Here is a 17,568-nt window from a genome sequence, read left to right as displayed (position 1 = left end):
AAGGTATAATCGATGGTAAGACGTTTTGAGCCCGATGAACCAAGAAGATTCAAACCAATGTACTGGCTCATGGTATTTTTAATAATTGTCATATGGATCTGGGCTTTTAAACTCTATTTTGACAGGTACGAGTATCTCCACCCGGAGATAACATGGGCTATACCTGGGATAGATGTAGAACTGGTGAAGATCCGCGGAGTTTTGCTATGGAAAGAAGTTCCCCTTCCGGCTTCTGCTGGGGGTATAGTAACATATCCTCAGGGTACCGGGCCGGTACGTGTTTCAAGAGGTTCTGTCGTTGCGAAGATCACCTCAGGAAACAGGGCCTCTGATGTCAAGGCATATCAGCAGGGGTATTTCGTCGCGGCACTTGACGGGAAGGAACAGACCTGGCGTTACTCAGAGATCTGGCCTGGATTTCAGACTTTGCCTGAGCCGGGGGCATTAAATCGTTTAAAAAATGGTTTGCTTGTAGGAAAAGGCCAGCCGGTTGGAAAGCTTATCGAGCAGCCGCAGGAGCTGAGGTTTATTGGCTACTCAAGGATATTAGGGAATATGGCGGAACAAATAAAGAATAAAAAACTGCGAGTAAAAATGGACGGGGTAGACACAGTTTCCGCAGCAGACATAAGGGTAAGCACGAAGGCAGACAATAAAATAAAATTATATCTTACGCTGCCCTGGTTCCAGCCCGAATCTGTCCTTTCAAGAAAATATACGTTGACAATAGAAGCAGGAAGGACAGAGGGCGCACTGGTACCGCAAACCTCGATCATAGAACTTGATGGAAGATCAGGAGTATACATGGTAAGAGGTTCCAGAGTTGTTTTTGTTCCTGTTAAGGGCAAAAGAGTAGACAACAATATGTTTATCATTACTGAAGGGGTCTCTGTGGGAGATGCCGTAGTAGAAGACGCCTCTACTGCTCGTGAGGGGAGGATACAGCTTTGGTAGATTTCATAGATCAGAACATAGTTGACATCCGTGAAAAGATAAGATCCGCAGCAAAGCGGAGCGGTCTTGATCCGGCGGAGATAAAGCTGATGGGGGTCTCAAAAACCCAACCTATAGAATACATGTTGTCTGCTGCAGCTAAACTTGACATGTTTGGAGAAAACAGAGTCCAGGAGGCAGCTGACAAAAGGCTTAAATGGCCCTCAGAAGATAAGACGCCATGGCACCTTATTGGTCACCTCCAGAGGAATAAGGCAAGAAAAGCGCTTGAAGTCTTTGATCTGATAGAAACTGTCGATTCACTTGATCTTGCACGTATGCTGGACAGGATACTGGCTGAAACTGATGATCATGGTTTTCCAATTTATATTGAGATAAACATGTCCGGTGAGCTGACAAAAAGCGGAGCAGTTCCTCAGGAAGCTGCTAGCCTTCTTGAAAGAGTGATGCGTTATTGCCCACGTTTATCTGTAGAAGGATTGATGACGATAGGACCCAACACGGATGATAGTGGAGAAATAAGAAAAGCTTTTGAAGGGCTCCGCCTCTTAAGAGATAACTTAAGGTTGTTTTCAGGGCTTTCCCTTTATGACCTATCAATGGGAATGAGCAGCGATTATGAAATTGCGATCGAAGAAGGAAGTACGATAGTCAGGATTGGGACAGGGATATTCGGTTCAAGACCAAAATTACAGAGTTAAAATTATTTAATTACCAATTTATACCTTAGATAAATGTATAATTATTATTAAATATATATAATGAATGAACAGAATTAGTGCTTTTTTATGTAAAAGCGAAAAGGACGGTGGGTTTTTATGGTTGAGCTTTTAACATCTCTTGATGTGGTCAATCAATCTTTCAAAAAAAGCATGAGAGGCTACGATTCAGCTGAGGTAGATGAATTCCTTGACAATGTGGCGGAGACACTTCAGACATATGCACAAAGGACAAAGGATCTGGAGCGTGACCTGACTGTAAAAGAGGATAGCCTTGCGGAATATGAAAAAATGAAGGATATACTTCATGAAGCGCTCCTTATGGCACAAAAAAGTGCTGATGAAAAAGTCAAAAGCGCGCAGGAGCAGGCGTCAAAAATAATTTTTGAGGCAAAAGAAAAAGCTGACATAATATGCAAGGATGCTGCGCAAGAGGCAGAGCGCCTGCGCGATGGAGTATCCCAGATCAGAAATGTAAGAAATTTATACGAACAGGAGTTTAGGGGCCTGCTTGCAAAGTTTGACAACATGCTCAACCAGAGCATTAACTCTTCCACACTAACTGCAGCGGTAAATTCGATACTTGAAGAGATCCCAGTAACGGATGATCCAATGGAAAGGGAAACAGCAACTTCTGTTGACAAGGGAGATCTGGAAGCTGCTTATGCAATGCTTGGAGTTGATCCAAAGGAAATAATGGAGAAGGATCCGGGCAGAGAGGGACATAACTGAATTATCCGTGACCGCAGATATCTATGAACCGGTAATAAATATTAAAGGGATCGGTCCTGGAAGAGGCGGGCTTTTGGGAAACCTGGGCATTTTTACAGTAAATGATGCTTTATGGTTTTTCCCACGAAGGTATGAGGACAGAAGAGAAATATGTAAAATTTCTGCGTTGAAGGAAGGCCTAAGCTCTGTAGTGGCCGCAAGGATAACGAGCGTCAACTGTAAAAGAAGTTTCAGGACGGGCACTCACATTTGTCTGTGCGAAGCAGAAGACGGGACCGGAACTGTCTCTATAGTATGGTTCAACAGAAAAGGCCTTAATAATATTTTAAAACAAGGGATGTCCATAGCGATTTTCGGACTCCCTTCTTTTTGTGACGGCAAGATAGAATTTTCAAATCCCGATTTTGAAGTAGTAAAAAATAAATCAGATGTCGAAAGTTTTTCAGGAATAGTGCCTGTATATCCTTCAACAGCGGGTTTGCCTGTCAGGTGGTTCAGAAAGTTTATGTGCAAAGTATTGGAAGATCATCTTCCTCTTGTTCCGGAATATCTTCCCCAAGGGATCATGGAAAAAAGGAGTTTGCAAAGCATTAGTGAGGCCCTCTGGGGTATGCACAGACCTGATTCAGAAGAACGATGGAAAGATTCCCGCAAGAGACTCGCCTATGAGGAATTTCTTTTTCTCCAGACAGTTCTGGTTTTGAGAAAAGAAAGACTTAAGAGATCTCATGAGGCAGCAAAAATAACGCCGGACGGATATTACTACTTAAGTTTCATGGACTCTCTGCCCTTTGAACTTACTGCTTCTCAAAAAAATGTTTTTGCCCAGATATTTAAAGATACGAAAAATGGTCATCCTATGTCGCGGCTATTACAGGGAGATGTAGGTTCAGGAAAGACTGTCATAGCGCTTGGCCTTGCTGCTGCGGGCGCTGATGCCGGAATACAGACGGCGATCATGGCGCCGACAGAGGTACTTGCAGAACAGCTTTACTCACAGACTCAAAAATTTCTTTCTCCTTCCGGAATATCGTGCGCACTGCTTAAAGGAGGGCAAGCCAGGTCAGAAAGGATCCCATTGATCGGATCGATAAGGGATGGCCGGACTAAAGTAGTCGTAGGGACTCACGCGATGATACAGGATGGTGTTGAGTTCTTAAATTTGGGAACGGTGATCATAGATGAACAGCAGCGCTTTGGGGTAATGCAAAGAGGAGAAATGCTCAGCAGAGGAAAAACCTCTCATCTTCTGATGATGTCAGCGACCCCTATACCCAGAACTGTATCTGTATGTCTGTTTGGTGATATGGATATTTCGCTGATCCGAGAAAGACCGGTAGGAAGAAAAAAGACTGAAACCAGACTGATCGATTTCACAAAAATCAGGGATCTGATGCAATTTATCATAAATGAATCTGCTGCGGGGGGCAGAACATACTGGATCTGCCCAAGAGTGGAAGACGACGCAGAAAACGAACTGGTTTCAGTTGAAAAAAGGTACGCTTTCCTGAAAAAACATTTGGGACCACTCGGGATAGGTTTTATCCACGGTAAAATGGCAGGTAATGTAAAAAATACCGAGCTTGAAAAGTTTAGGGATGGAACTACAAAGGTACTAGTCGGAACGACAGTCCTTGAAGTAGGCGTGGATGTCCCTGAAGCCTCGGTGGTAGTAATAGAATCTCCTGATATGTATGGCCTTTCCCAACTCCATCAGCTTAGAGGGAGAGTGGGCAGGGGAAGCAGACGTGGAGTTTGTCTGCTGCTTATAAATATGATCGGGGACGAAGTTGCTGAAAGGCTTAAGATAATGCTGAAGACAGATGACGGTTTTAAAATTGCCGAGGCTGATTTCCTTTTGAGGGGTCCGGGAAAGATAACCGGTTTGAAACAGCATGGAGCTGCCGGATTCAAAATTGCGGATGTTTTAAGGGATAGTGAATTACTTAAATATGCGAAGGAAGATGCAGAATGGCTGATCTCTGATGCCCCGGCCCTTTTAAATGATCCCGGATTTGCTAAAAAACTTGAAATTTTCCGGATGAATGGCATTGATGCATCATTTAAGGCATAATATATACATATAACTACCACTTGTGAAGTTAGGTTTTATTCTGTACAATACATCCCATCGGCGTGAAACATGAAGCAGTATGCAATATAGTCAAATTGTAAATAGAATGATCAAGGTTTAAATGTATGTGACCAACCGAACCATGACAATTGAAACTGAGGTGATAGATAATGACAATGACAGTAATTTTGAGTGTGATTGCAGGACTCGCTGTTGGAGTCCTGATAGGGTTTATGTATCAAAAAAATGCATCAGATAAGAAGTACAAAGGAGCGCTCTCTGAATCAGAAAGGGTAATTTCCGAAGCAGTAAAAAAAGCCGAACAGATGAAGCGGGATATCGTTTCCGAAGGAAAAGAAGAGATACACAGATTAAGACAAGAACTTGACAGGGACACTAAAGAACGAAGGAATGAACTGCAGCGTTCTGAAAGGCGTCTCGAACAAAAAGAAGAGAACCTTGACAGGAAGATCGAAAGCATAAGCCGCAAAGAAGAGGAACTTATCCAAAAACACGAACAAGCACAGGAAAAACTGAACCAGCTCTCCGTTAAGGAACAGGAACTGATTTCCAATCTCGAACAGATCGCCCAGCTTTCACGCGAACAGGCCAGAGACCTCTTGCTGGCTGAAGTAGAAACTGAAGCCAACCATCTTATAGGTCTCAGGCTTAAAGAACTGGAAGAACGTGCGAAGCGTGATGCAGATCGTAAAGCTCAGGAAATTATTGCAACCGCAGTCCAGCGCTGCAGTGTTGAATTTACGTCTGACGCAGTGGTCAGCGTTGTAAATCTTCCTTCCGACGAGATGAAAGGCCGGATAATCGGCAGAGAAGGCCGCAATATAAGGACCTTTGAAACACTTACCGGTGTCGACCTGATTGTAGATGATACTCCGGAAGCTGTTACGTTGAGCAGCTTTGACCCAGTGCGGCGTGAAGTTGCACGTCTTTCCCTTGAAAGGCTTGTTGTTGACGGACGCATCCATCCTGCGCGGATAGAGGAAATTATTGAACGTGCAGAAAAAGACGTCCAGATACAGATACTTGAAACAGCGGAACAGGCACTGCTTGAAACTGGTATCAAAAACATGCATATAGAACTTACGAAGATCATAGGTCAACTTAGATATCGTACCAGCTATGGTCAGAATGCACTTGCTCACAGCCTTGAAGTAGCTCACCTCGCAGGGATCATGGCTGCAGAAATGGGTCTTGATGAGCTTAAGGCAAGAAGAGCAGGACTTCTCCATGATATCGGAAAGGCTGTTGACCATCAGGTAGAAGGACCTCATGCAAAAATCGGAGCCGATCTTGCAAAAAGATATGGAGAAGCCCCTGACATCGTAAACTCGATCGCAGCTCACCATGAAGATGAAGAGCCGCAGACTATTTATGCTGTACTTGTAGCTGCAGCTGATGCGGTCAGCGCATCACGTCCGGGAGCCAGAAGAGAAAGTCTTGATGCTTATGTCAAGAGGCTTGAAAAACTGGAAGAAGTTGCCAAGTCCTTTAGCGGCGTAAGCAAAGCTTTTGCCATCCAGGCAGGTCGCGAAGTTCGTGTCGCCGTTTCTCCTTCTGTGACTGATGACGGAGCCATGCAGAAACTGGCCTATGACATCGCCCGAAAGATAGAAGAAGAAATGAGATACCCGGGGCAGATCAAAGTGACCCTGCTCAAAGAGACAAGAGCTGTAGAATACGCAAAATAGGTGAGGCATGATGCGGATCCTTTTTATCGGAGACATAATGGGAAGACCCGGGCGGAAAGCTGTCCCCCGGGTTTTGCCTTCTTTGCGCGAAGAATATGGCGGTTTTGATTTTATAATTGCCAACGGAGAAAATAGCGCTGCTGGCTTTGGCCTGACTGAATCAGTATTGAAAGAACTCTTCTCAATGGGCATAGATATTCTGACCAGCGGCAACCACGTATGGGACAAGAAAGAGATCTTACCTCTGCTCGACAGTGAAAAACGCATACTGAGACCTGCCAATCATCCGGAAGGAACTCCCGGGCGAGGATTTGGGATATTTGAAAAGAATGGAAAGGAACTTGCAGTGATCTCCCTTCAGGGAAGAACCTTCATGCCCCCTCTCGATTGCCCATTCCGTACGGCAGAGAAACTGATAGAGAAATCCAGGACTCCATGTATCTTTGTTGATTTCCATGCAGAGGCATCGTCAGAAAAAAAGGCACTTGCGTATTGGCTTGACGGTAAAATTTCTGCAATAGCAGGGACCCACACACATGTACAGACATCGGACGAACAGGTCCTTCCAGGGGGTACCGCTTTTATATCTGATGTAGGAATGACAGGTGGACATGGTGGAATAATTGGGATGACCGCAGAGTCTGTGATCCCTAAATTTTTATACGGCACCCCGAGCAAATTCGAGATATGTGATACAGACGTAAGGTTCCAGGCCGTGGTAATTGATGTTGATGATGAAACAGGCAGGGGAATGGATATTCGACGGATCAACACTCAGTGTGATAACTGATAACTAATATTTAACGCTGATATTAAAGTAATGGCGGGAGATTGCCTTCATGGTTTCTTGTTTTTCTCCCGCCATTACTTTTACTAAATCCACCTTTTCTTATAAACAAGTTTTACTATATGGAACCTTTGTTATGTTGTTTTTTATGGTAATTAGTTTAAATAATCATACCATTATGTGATATTACGACCGCTTTGTAACTATTTGCAAACTTGTGTTTTTGACTGTAATATGATATACAACTTAAGCGCTGAAGGGGCTTTTCTTTGGCTGTGGCTTTTTTAATTATCGAGAGGAGAGGATCATATGTCTGAGAACAGAGAACAGTGGGGCAGCCGGTTTGGGTTTATTATGGCTGCTGCAGGTTCGGCGGTAGGTCTTGGTAATATCTGGCGATTCCCTTACATCACGGGGAAATTTGGCGGAGCGGCTTTTGTTGCGGTTTATCTTGCTGTAGTTATAGTTTTGGGGATTTCTGTAATGCTTGCGGAATTTGTAATTGGTAGGAAAGCACAGTCTGACGCAGTCGGCTCTTTCAGGAAACTTGGTGGCGGAGCGTGGCCTATGGTAGGTTGGATGGGCTTTTTCTGCGGTTTTGTTATCCTGTCTTATTATGCGGTCATTGCCGGCTGGACTCTTGCATACATGTTCAAGTCCTTTGGTGGTCTTATGGCTGCTGCAGGAGAAGGGAAAGCGGGAGATGTTTTTGGCGCTTTTGTTTCAGATCCGGTGCAGTCGATTTCTTATCATGTAGCAGTAATGGCGATAACAAGCGGTATCGTTTACAAAGGCATCAGCGGCGGTATTGAGAAAAGCTGCAAGATACTTATGCCTGCCCTGTTCGTTATACTACTTGTCCTGATCGTCCGTTCAGTCACTCTCCCAGGGGCGGGTGCAGGGCTTGAATTCTACCTCAAACCTGACTTCTCCAAACTTACCAGCGAAGCCATACTTGCTGCTGTTGGGCAGGGCTTCTTCTCGCTCTCCCTTGGCATGGGCTGTATGATCACTTATGGCAGCTATCTTGGAAAAGACGACTACCTGCCGTCGATAGCAAGGACTGTTGTTTTTCTTGATACCTCTGTTGCTATTCTGGCCGGTTTTGTTATCTTCCCGGCAGTTTTCGCATTTGGGATCGAGCCCGGAGCAGGACCTGGTCTTACCTTCGTAACACTTCCCGCGGTCTTCGCTAAGATGCCCATGGGAGCGGTATTCTCATTTGCATTCTTCCTTCTCCTTTTCATCGCGGCGCTTACTTCTGCCATCTCTCTGCTTGAGGTCGTCGTCACATATGCTATCGACCAGCTAAAGTGGAGCAGGGCAAAGGCTGCAATAATCATGGGAACAGCCATAGCTTTGCTGGGGATCCCCTCAGCTCTTTCTGTCGGGGGACACATACCGCAGATCGCGGGCAAGGATTTCCTTGACGCTGCAGATTTCCTTACTAACAACGTCATAATGCCTCTTGGCGGTATCTTTATCGCAATCTTCGTTGGATGGGTGTGGACAGATGGCGCCAAGGCCGAAGTTACTGACAACGGCAAGCTCGCCTTCCCGATGTACACTGTCTGGCTTTGGATCTGCCGCGTTGTAGCACCTGTATGCATTGGATTGATATTTATTACAGGACTCAAGTGGTAAATAGCATCGTATATCGTATAAAGTAACCAGAAAATATTTTTTTGCAAAACAAGAGCTACGGTTGACAAGAACGTGGCTCTTGTTATACTGACAATAATCTGTATGAAAGCAGCAAGAGAGACTCCTGGTTTATCGTCGGGAGCGCCGAAGGGGCAAGGCATTAATTAGCTGAAACTCTCAGGCATAAGGATTGCTGCCGGACAGTACTCTGAAGACGGCTAAAGGTTGTTTGTATGACTTTTAGGGAACGAGGACAGAGGATCTCTTGCTGGAAGGCGGGGTTCCTGTGGGCTTGTTCCCTTTTTTTTATGTCTGTATAACGAACAACAAGGATCTTGCGGAATGTGTTGATGATCCAAGGCTTGTTGAAGGATCTGCGATATCAGTCCTCACTATTGCAAGAGATATGGTACATCAGGGATGGAAACTTGTAGCTAGCCCGTTATACGGAAATTTCAAGCCTGCTCAACAGCCTTACAGGACGCTTATTTTGAGTAGGAGGGACGAAAACACACAGATTTCTGCAGACAGCTATTCACTTGAACTGATCGAATCAGCCATGAACATTTTCCGCGAATGTGAAATCAAAAGAATTCCCGGTGACATGCCCGACCAAATTGACAGTGACTATAAATATGTTGACTTTGCATTAATGGAAGATACTTTGCGGGAATGCGGCATTCTTCGTTGTGATCTTCACAGATGCACCAGGGGGTGAGAAGCTAAAATAAGTTTTTTGATTTGAAAAAAATTCCAATCATTGATCATGAGGAGGATTTTTATGAAACTTGAACTGTTGAAGGTAAGTATTAAAGGTGTGAAGTGGGGCGGCAGCACTGAAGTGCTGAAAGACGGTACCCTTCAGGTAAGCAAAGAAGACCTTTTGGCCTTTGTAGCAGATGATGACAACCTTAAAAGCATTAATGCGGATATCGCTCTTCCCGGAGAAAGTGTAAGAATAGTACCTGTAAAAGATGTTATCGAGCCGAGATATAAGATCGAAGGCGGCGGGCAGGTCTTCCCAGGAATGGTAAGCGATGTTGAATCTGTTGGGGAGGGAAAGACACTTGTCCTTGAGGGCGCTGCAGTTGTTACATGTGGCAAAATAGTGGGATTTCAGGAAGGCATAATTGACATGTCAGGAAAGGGTGCCGAGTACACGCCTTTTTCCAAAACATGCAATGTAGTCCTGGTTTTTGAGCCTAGGGATGGCCTGGAAAAGCATGATTACGAAAAAGCCTGCAGGCTGGCCGGACTCAAGGCCGCGATGTACCTTGCGAAAAGTGTATATGAGTCGGGGCATGGAGCCGATAAGACTGAGACATATGAGATAGCTCCTTTTGCTGAGAGCATGAAGTCCTATTCAGGTCTTCCGAAAGTGGCATACCTCTACATGCTCCAGACGCAGGGGCTCCTCCACGATACCTATGTATACGGTATTGATGCCAAAAGGATCCTTCCAACCATCATCCATCCGAACGAAACGATGGACGGGGCCATTGTGTCGGGCAACTGCGTTTCAGCATGTGATAAAAACAGCACTTATGTCCATCAGAACAACCCGGTCATAAGATCTCTTTATGAGCGTCATGGCAAGGATATCAATTTTGTTGGGGTCATAATCACCAATGAAAACGTTACTCTCGCAGACAAAAAAAGAAGTTCCTCTTTTGCGGTAAAAATTGCAGGAATGTTCGGGGTAGACGGACTTGTCATCAGCGAGGAGGGCTTCGGCAACCCTGACGCGGACCTGATCATGAACTGCCGCAAGGCAGAAATGGCGGGGATGAAAACGGTACTGATAACAGATGAGTTCGCAGGCAGGGACGGAGCAAGCCAATCCCTTGCAGACGCTGCGACGGAGGCAAATGCTGTCGTTACCGCAGGTAACGCCAACATGACCGTTACCCTCCCTCCTCAGGAGAGGATCATAGGTTTCACTGAATATGTTGATGTAATAGCAGGAGGCTTTGACGGATCACTGAAACCCGACGGGTCGATAGAAGTTGAACTTCAGGCGATAACAGGCGCGACATGCGAGCTTGGTTTCAATAAGCTCGGAGCAGAGACCTGGTAGGGGAGGGTTAAAAATGACTTACAGGATAGTTCACTACATCAATCAGTTTTTCGCCGGAATAGGCGGAGAAGAAAAAGCGGGTGTCGGACCAGAATTCCGTAATGGGGTACTTGGTCCGGGGATGGCTTTCAAGGCTGTTTTCGGAAATGAAGCTGAGATAGTCGGCACTGTTATCTGCGGGGATGGTTATTTTGCCGAAAACATGGACGAAGCAGGCGAAAAGATACTTAAGATGATCGCAGACTTTAAGCCCGATGCCGTCATCGCAGGCCCTGCTTTCAACGCAGGACGCTACGGAACGGCATGCGGCGCTGTAAGTGAAGCTGTTATCAAAAAACTTGGGATACCGGTCGTTACAGGAATGTATCCTGAGAACCCAGGAGTCGACATGTTCAGGAAGAGCGTTTATATACTTGAGACCTCTGACAGCGCAAGAGGTATTAAGGATGCAGTCCCAGCGATGTCGAAACTTATAATGAAGATGCTCAGGGGAGAACCTATTGGAAGCCCTGCTGATGACGGCTATATCCAGCGTGGAGTCAGGGTCAACCGCTTCCACGATAAGATAGGCGCTGCGCGAGCTGTTGATATGCTTGTCAAAAAACTGAAAGGGGAAGAATTCAAGACAGAATACCCGATGCCTGTTTTTGACAGGGTGCCTCCTGCAGAACCGATAAAGGACATGAAAAACGCGGTCATCGCGCTCGTAACGTCCGGCGGGATAGTGCCGAAGGGAAATCCTGACCATATCGAAGCTTCAAGCGCGTCTAAATATGGAACTTACAGTATAGCAGGTGTGCAGAGCGCAGATGAAGTCGCCTACGCAACAGCTCACGGAGGTTATGATCCTACATACGCCAATACAGATCCTAACCGGGTACTTCCTATAGATGTCCTTCGTGAGATGGAAAAAGAAGGTATGTTCAGTAAGCTCTACGACTACTTTTTTACAACTGTAGGAAACGGAACCTCAGTAGCCAGTTCAAAGAAATTCGGTTCTGAAATTGGAGAGCGGCTGAAAAAAGACGGTGTTGATGCCGTGATCCTCACATCCACCTGAGGAACCTGCACACGTTGCGGGGCAACGATGGTAAAAGCAATTGAAGCAACTGGGATAGCAGTGGTCCACATATGCACGATAGTTCCCATTTCTCAGACGGTCGGTGCTAACAGGATAGTCCCTGCAGTGGCGATCCCTCATCCGCTGGGAGATCCCTCAAAGACCCATGAAGAGGAGATAGTAATAAGAAGGGCTATTCTTCAGAAGGCACTCAAGGCACTAATGACACCGATCAAGGAACAGACGGTTTTCAATTAGACCGATCATTTTGATCCGATAGGCCGTAAAGAAGATCGCGGCAGGATAGTCTTCTTTCTTTTGACTGTTCTGCCGCTCTTTGTAAATCAGAGCAAAAGAATGGACTGTTTATCAGAACATAAATATTGAGTGGTTTCAATGTTTCTTTATTCGATCTGACAAAGACCTTGATTTTTTAAAAAATTATAATTAGTCATACGTACAAGTTAAGTTTAACAATAAAACAGCAAATATATGGAGGAATGCGAAATGCCCAATGCAGCGGTTAAAGGTACATCATATTCTCTCAATCACACTCCCGAATTGGCGCTCCATTACGGTAATACCCCGTTCGTCGAGAGAGAAGCTCATCCGGATTCGGAATTCCTCTCTGTTCTTCCAAAGCATGTCCAGAGCTACGATGAATGTTCAAGATATGCTCCAAACCTTGTTTACATTGGGGCGATGGATATTGAAGAGCTTGAAAAAAAGGAACAGCCCTGGTATGAAAAACTTGAGCAGGTATCTGTCAGATATGGTAAGTACGGGGAGATAATGCCGGAGGACGAAACAATTGGTTTTCTTGATCTTTGTGATGTGTTTGACCTCGTGTGGCTTGAGAAAGACTTTGCGGCGAAAGTAAAAGAAAAACTGGCAAAGCATCCGTTGATAAGGGAAGACTTGTTGGCCCGCCTTGAATCAGGCCATGAATTAAGCGAGATCGAACATGAGATAGCGAGCTCTGCTGCACTCCCCCTTTATTCAGGAGGAAAGATCGTTGGCTGCAGCAGAAGAGGTCATGAATTTGACCCAAACCTGACAGCATACGAGCTGCTTGTTAATATGACGAGCAAAGCTAGTGCGGTCCTCTCCCTGCTTCACCTCATCGAGAACAGTGGGATAAAACCTGAGGATGTGGATTTTGTTGTTGAATGTTCTGAAGAGGCTGCGGGAGATATGAACCAGCGCGGAGGAGGCAACTTTGCGAAGGCCATTGCCGAGATAGCAGGGTGCTTAAACGCCTCAGGATGTGACGTGAGGGGGTTCTGCGCCGGACCGGTCAATGCAGTGCTGGCAGGAGCCTCAATGGTAGCAGCCGGTACACGCAAAAACGTGGCTGTTGTAGCCGGAGGAGCTATTCCCAAACTGTACATGAACAGCCGTGATCATGTTAAAAAATCATTGCCGGCTCTGGAAAACTGCCTTGGCTCCTTTGGTGTTCTTATCGTACCTGATGACGGGACACTTCCAGTGATAAGGCTGGATGCCATAGGCAAACACACTGTCGGAGCCGGCGCATCACCGCAGACAGTTACGAGTGTCCTCACTCTTGAACCGCTTCAGAAAGTAGGGCTGCTGCTGACTGACGTTGATAAATATGCACCCGAGCTCCATAACCCGGAAATCACTCTTCCAGCGGGAGCAGGAAACGTGCCAGAGGCAAACTTCAAGATGATAGCGGCGCTTGGAGTGATGAAAAAGCAGATAGAAAAGGCAGATATGCCGGAATTCATAAAGACCCGTGGCATGAAGGGTTTCGCTCACACCCAGGGGCACATCCCATCAGGAGTGCCGTACATGGGACACGCTGCAGAAGCTATCAGCTCAGGCAAGATAACAAGAGCGATGATAATAGGCAAGGGAAGCCTCTTCCTCGGCAGGCTTACAAACCTTGCTGACGGTGCCTCCTTCCTGATGGAAAAGCCATCGCTGGGCAAACCCGAAGGTGATAAAGGCGTTACCCGTGAAGAGATCCGCGAGCTTATTCTTGAAGCATTGGGAGAACTTGCGGCAGGAATGAAAAAGTAAGGGTACATGTGATGGAAGAGAGAAATGCAACAAAAAAGATCATTGGCGAAGTCCTTGCTGAGATCATTGAGGATGTAAAAAGCGGTTGTGTCAAAAAAATCAGCATAGGACTGATGGCATATGGCAGCGAGCTCGGAAGCGAAGAACTTTTAAAGGGAGCCGCACTTGCCATGCAGAATGACCCGTCAGTCAATGTCGTACCCATCGGCCCTAAGGTAGAGGGTTTCGAGCAGATGGAGTGGATAGAGACACCTGCCTGCGAGTCTGATATATCCAAAGCGATGGAAGATGCGCTGGATAAGGGAATAATATCGGGAGCGGTAGCGCTGCACTATCCCTTCCCCCTAGGCGTGACGACCATAGGCAAGGTGCTGACCCCTGCAAGAGCAAAACCTTGTTTCATAGCATCCTCCACCGGGACTTCATCATCCAACCGTGTAGAGGCCATGGTAAGGAACGCGATATATGGCATCGCTGCGGCGAGGGCAGACGGCATTGTTTCCCCGAATGTTGGCATATTGAACCTTGACGGAGCTCAGACCGTACTCAGGGCTCTTCAGAAACTTAGTGAGGGAGGCTACCCGATAACATTCGGGTCCAGCATGAGAAAAGAGGGCGGAGCGATACTAAGGGGCAATGACCTTCTTGCCGGATCGGTAGATGTATGCGTAACAGACACACTGACAGGGAATGTCCTGATGAAACTTTTCGCAGCGTGGAACACAGGAGGGAATTACGAGGCTCTAGGCTGGGGATACGGACCTTCAGCTGGCGAAAACTGGAACAAGGTCGTGTCGATAATATCAAGGGCATCCGGAGCTCCTGTAGTGGCAGGGGCGATAACGCTGAACGCAAGATGTGCAAAAAACGGGCTGCCGGCGGCTGTAGCTGAGGAATTGAAGCTTGCCAAAAAAGCCGGACTTGATGAGGTCATCGCATCTCTTCAGCCGAAACAGGCCTCATCTGAAGAAGATGTAACCTCACCCCCGTCAGAACCGACGGACGAGGAAATACACGGGATAGATGTCCTTGAGATAGAGGATGCTGTCAAGATTCTCTGGAAAGCCGGAATATACGCAGAATCCTCGATGGGATGCACCGGGCCGGTGATAAAAATGGCAGGTGCCAGGATAGAAAAGGCGAAGGCAGTTCTCAAAGAAAACGGTTATATTTAACATCTTTACCTCTTAAAAAAACAAAAAATAGTAAAACAATATTGCCGGGATGCGAACTTGCACATCCCGGCAATATTTTGTCTTAAAATATTTTCAGCAATCGTTTTTAGAAAGCCGGTACGACGCCCTTTGGAGAAAGAACTTCTGTTATGTATTTTTTGACCTCCGGAGAATTGAGGGCTTTGGAAAGGGCTTTTATAGCCGGAGTATCCTTGTCTCCGCTCCTTACCGCCAGGACCACTGCATATGGTGAATTCTTATCCTCAAGCGCCAAGGCCTCTTTTGTCGGGTTGAGCCCGGCATCAACGGCAAAATTCATTGTGATCACCGATATCGTTGTATCGGGAAGGCTCCGGGGAAGCTGCGGCGCCTCAAGCTCAATTATCTTCAGAGATTTGGGGTTATCGATTATATCCCTGGCCGTCAGGTCCTTTTTCGATGGGTCCATTTTCAGGAGTCCCTCACGCTCAAGAAGTTTGTATGCGCGGAACCCGTTCGTTGGATCGTTCGGCACAGCCACTACTGCTCCCTTTTTGACGTCCTTAAGTGATTTTATCTTCTGTGAATATATGCCTATGGGAAGCAGGTGCACCTTCACGAGGGGGACTATGTCAAGCTTCTTTTCCTTTTTCATGTTGTCAAGATAGGGGACGTGCTGGAAAAAATTGGCATCGAGGTCTTTGTCCTGAAGGGCATAGTTTGGCTGGACAAAGTCGGTGAATTCTTTGATCACCAGCTCGTATCCATCTTTTTTCAGTACTTCTTTTGCTACTGCGGCGATGTCTTTGGCCGGAAATGGCGTTACTCCGAGTACGATTTTTTTGTCGGCTGCAAAACAGGCTGTTGGTATCAATATTGCTGCGATTAATGCGATGATCAATGCTTTCTTCATTTCTTTCTTCCTCCTCGTGATTTGTATTCCATTTAAAAAAAGAAAAGGGCCGAACCCTAGCGGGTCCGGCCCTGATATGGCAAGAGCTGGCTAAGCGCCGACCATTTCAGGAGAGGATCCGCCCATGCCGCACATCATCATGCACATTATTCCGAATAGGGTATTATGCTGCATCGCGCTTCCTCCTTTCCTCAGTCGGGAAATTATTAAATTGCGGAAATTCTATATTGATGTTCGATAAATGTCAACTAATTTTATTGATTTTTATTGATTTTCCAGAGGGAAAAACATCTTTCCCGGGTTCAATATGTTGAGAGGATCAAATGAACGTTTGATACCTCTTAATAACTCAAGTTCCGCGGGAGTTTTGCTCTGGATGATTATATGCTGTTTTACATGTCCAACTCCGTGTTCTCCGCTGCCTACGCCTCCAAGGCTGATAGCCTCTTTGATAAGTTCCTCAAAAAATTCCTCCGAGTATACGGCCCATCTTTCAGGTGACATCCCTTCAGGCTTTATAGGTATAGGATGGATATTCCCGTCGCCGATGTGAGCTATTATGCCCATTTCAAGGCCCCACTTACTGCCGGCGGAGCTTATCCTCTTCAACATCTCAGGAACAGCCGAGAGCGGCACCATCAGGTCTCCCGAGCTACAGGCATAGGGATCTTTGGCTCTCATGCCCTCGAGGCCGTTCTGCCTTACGTTCCACATAGCCGCGGAATCTGTCCTGCTCTCTGCTACAAAAACTTCGAAAGCGCCGCAGGACATGCAGATCTTGCCAACGACTTCGTAGCTTTCTTCAAGCTGTTCTTCGTTATCAGCCTCGATCTGCACTATCAGGTAACCTTCGCTTCTGTCCTGTTCAGGCAGTCTGCACCCAAGATACTCGGTAGTGTATCTCACAAGATTCCTGTCCATGAATTCACAGGAAATTATTTTCTTGCCCGAGCTTATTACCTTTGAAACGCTATCTACCAAAGTCTCTATGTCCGGGTAGCATGCAAGGAGATTTACTGTCTTTCCCGGTTTGGGTTCAAGATTAACTATCAGTTTTGAAACTATTGCCAGTGTTCCTTCGCTCCCAATGAGCAGCTGAAGGAGGTTGTATCCCCATGTATCTTTTCTGAAGCGGCCTCCGAGATTTATGACCTCTCCGGAGGGAAGGACGGCTTCTGCTCCCAGTATGTGTCTTCTTGTACTGCCGTACCTCACGACCTTGCCGCCTCCGGCGTTAGTTGCGAAGTTTCCTCCTATGAAGCTTGTCTCTGTGCTCATAGGATATCCTGCATAAAGAAAACCCTTTTCAGCGGCGGCCCTGCAGAGGTCGTTCGTGACTACGCCGGGTTCCACAACTGCTACACGGTTGAGAGGGTCGATCTCAAGGATAGAATTCATCCTTTCAAGGGACATTACTATTCCTCCTGCAAGAGGGACGGCACCACCATTCAGTCCGCTACCTGCTCCTCTTGGAGTCACAGGTATCCTGTAACGGGATGCGATCTTCATTACGGAGCTTACCTGTTCAGTGTTTTCAGGTCGGACGACAGCATCAGGCATGTGTCCCCAGATCCTGCCGGCCTGATCCCATGAATAGTTTTCCAGGACATCACTGTCTTCTGTTATGATGCCCCCGCTGCCTAGTACTGAGGCCAGTTCCTTTTCTATATCCTTTGTCAGCCTGCCATATACATCCATT

The 17,568-nt window shown here is 46.4% G+C and carries 14 protein-coding genes and 1 riboswitch; of the genes, 12 read left to right on the top strand and 2 right to left on the bottom strand.

Annotated features, from left to right (window positions below):
- Positions 1-12 precede the first annotated feature (12 nt).
- From CVV54_06070 to CVV54_06015, 12 genes are all read left to right on the top strand, one after another.
- Complete coding sequence (locus CVV54_06070; protein PKL04440.1) at positions 13-954, top strand: hypothetical protein; 942 nt, start codon at positions 13-15, stop codon at positions 952-954.
- Positions 948-1,655, top strand: coding sequence for a YggS family pyridoxal phosphate-dependent enzyme (locus tag CVV54_06065; protein PKL04439.1), 708 nt, complete (start codon positions 948-950; stop codon positions 1,653-1,655). The genes CVV54_06070 and CVV54_06065 overlap by 7 nt, the downstream gene beginning before the upstream one ends.
- Before the next feature lie 117 nt (positions 1,656-1,772).
- Positions 1,773-2,405: a cell division protein DivIVA gene (locus CVV54_06060; GenBank protein ID PKL04438.1), complete on the top strand. Its 633-nt coding sequence runs from the start codon at positions 1,773-1,775 to the stop codon at positions 2,403-2,405.
- Positions 2,380-4,479 (top strand): ATP-dependent DNA helicase RecG, encoded by a 2,100-nt coding sequence (locus CVV54_06055; GenBank protein ID PKL04437.1) that lies wholly within the window; start codon positions 2,380-2,382, stop codon positions 4,477-4,479. Before CVV54_06060 ends, CVV54_06055 begins: the two co-directional genes overlap by 26 nt.
- Positions 4,480-4,655: 176 nt before the next feature.
- On the top strand, positions 4,656-6,188 hold the full coding sequence (gene rny / locus CVV54_06050; GenBank protein PKL04553.1) for a ribonuclease Y: 1,533 nt from the start codon (positions 4,656-4,658) through the stop codon (positions 6,186-6,188).
- A 10-nt stretch (positions 6,189-6,198) separates the two neighbouring features.
- Complete coding sequence (locus CVV54_06045) at positions 6,199-6,978, top strand: TIGR00282 family metallophosphoesterase (protein PKL04552.1); 780 nt, start codon at positions 6,199-6,201, stop codon at positions 6,976-6,978.
- 306 nt (positions 6,979-7,284) lie between these two features.
- Positions 7,285-8,619, top strand: coding sequence for a sodium-dependent transporter (locus CVV54_06040; GenBank protein PKL04436.1), 1,335 nt, complete (start codon positions 7,285-7,287; stop codon positions 8,617-8,619).
- A gap of 102 nt (positions 8,620-8,721) precedes the next feature.
- Positions 8,722-8,822: riboswitch (glycine riboswitch) on the top strand.
- Positions 8,823-8,884: 62 nt separating this feature from the next.
- Positions 8,885-9,337, top strand: a complete 453-nt coding sequence (locus CVV54_06035) for a hypothetical protein (protein ID PKL04435.1) — start codon at positions 8,885-8,887, stop codon at positions 9,335-9,337.
- A gap of 63 nt (positions 9,338-9,400) precedes the next feature.
- The gene (locus CVV54_06030) at positions 9,401-10,696 is read left to right on the top strand and encodes a beta-aspartyl-peptidase (protein ID PKL04434.1); all 1,296 of its coding nucleotides are present in this window, start codon (positions 9,401-9,403) and stop codon (positions 10,694-10,696) included.
- 13 nt (positions 10,697-10,709) lie between these two features.
- The gene (gene grdB, locus CVV54_06025; protein PKL04433.1) at positions 10,710-12,014 is read left to right on the top strand and encodes a glycine reductase complex selenoprotein B; all 1,305 of its coding nucleotides are present in this window, start codon (positions 10,710-10,712) and stop codon (positions 12,012-12,014) included.
- A 249-nt stretch (positions 12,015-12,263) separates the two neighbouring features.
- Complete coding sequence (locus tag CVV54_06020) at positions 12,264-13,802, top strand: glycine reductase (GenBank protein ID PKL04432.1); 1,539 nt, start codon at positions 12,264-12,266, stop codon at positions 13,800-13,802.
- Positions 13,803-13,813: 11 nt separating this feature from the next.
- A complete protein-coding gene (locus CVV54_06015; GenBank protein ID PKL04431.1) occupies positions 13,814-14,977 on the top strand; it encodes a glycine reductase in 1,164 nt (387 codons plus the stop codon).
- Positions 14,978-15,083: 106 nt separating this feature from the next.
- Here the strand turns inward: CVV54_06015 and CVV54_06010 are convergent, their stop codons facing one another.
- Positions 15,084-15,869, bottom strand: a complete 786-nt coding sequence (locus CVV54_06010) for a methionine ABC transporter substrate-binding protein (protein PKL04430.1) — start codon at positions 15,867-15,869, stop codon at positions 15,084-15,086.
- Positions 15,870-16,133: 264 nt separating this feature from the next.
- A complete protein-coding gene (locus CVV54_06005; protein ID PKL04429.1) occupies positions 16,134-17,567 on the bottom strand; it encodes an FAD-binding oxidoreductase in 1,434 nt (477 codons plus the stop codon).
- Between the last annotated feature and the right edge of the window lies 1 nt (position 17,568).

Source organism: Synergistetes bacterium HGW-Synergistetes-1 (genome assembly GCA_002839185.1).
Taxonomy (GTDB): Bacteria; Synergistota; Synergistia; order Synergistales; family Synergistaceae; genus Caenicola.
This window is presented reverse-complemented; position numbering and strand designations above follow the sequence as displayed.

Coding starts and splice junctions, on each gene's coding strand:
- CVV54_06045 (PKL04552.1), top strand. CDS start 6,199: ATGCGGATCCTTTTTATCGGAGACATAATGGGAAGACCCGGGCGGAAA.
- CVV54_06010 (PKL04430.1), bottom strand. CDS start 15,869: ATGAAGAAAGCATTGATCATCGCATTAATCGCAGCAATATTGATACCA.
- CVV54_06070 (PKL04440.1), top strand. CDS start 13: ATGGTAAGACGTTTTGAGCCCGATGAACCAAGAAGATTCAAACCAATG.
- CVV54_06015 (PKL04431.1), top strand. CDS start 13,814: ATGGAAGAGAGAAATGCAACAAAAAAGATCATTGGCGAAGTCCTTGCT.
- CVV54_06020 (PKL04432.1), top strand. CDS start 12,264: ATGCCCAATGCAGCGGTTAAAGGTACATCATATTCTCTCAATCACACT.
- CVV54_06060 (PKL04438.1), top strand. CDS start 1,773: ATGGTTGAGCTTTTAACATCTCTTGATGTGGTCAATCAATCTTTCAAA.
- CVV54_06040 (PKL04436.1), top strand. CDS start 7,285: ATGTCTGAGAACAGAGAACAGTGGGGCAGCCGGTTTGGGTTTATTATG.
- CVV54_06005 (PKL04429.1), bottom strand. CDS start 17,567: ATGGATGTATATGGCAGGCTGACAAAGGATATAGAAAAGGAACTGGCC.
- rny (PKL04553.1), top strand. CDS start 4,656: ATGACAGTAATTTTGAGTGTGATTGCAGGACTCGCTGTTGGAGTCCTG.
- CVV54_06030 (PKL04434.1), top strand. CDS start 9,401: ATGAAACTTGAACTGTTGAAGGTAAGTATTAAAGGTGTGAAGTGGGGC.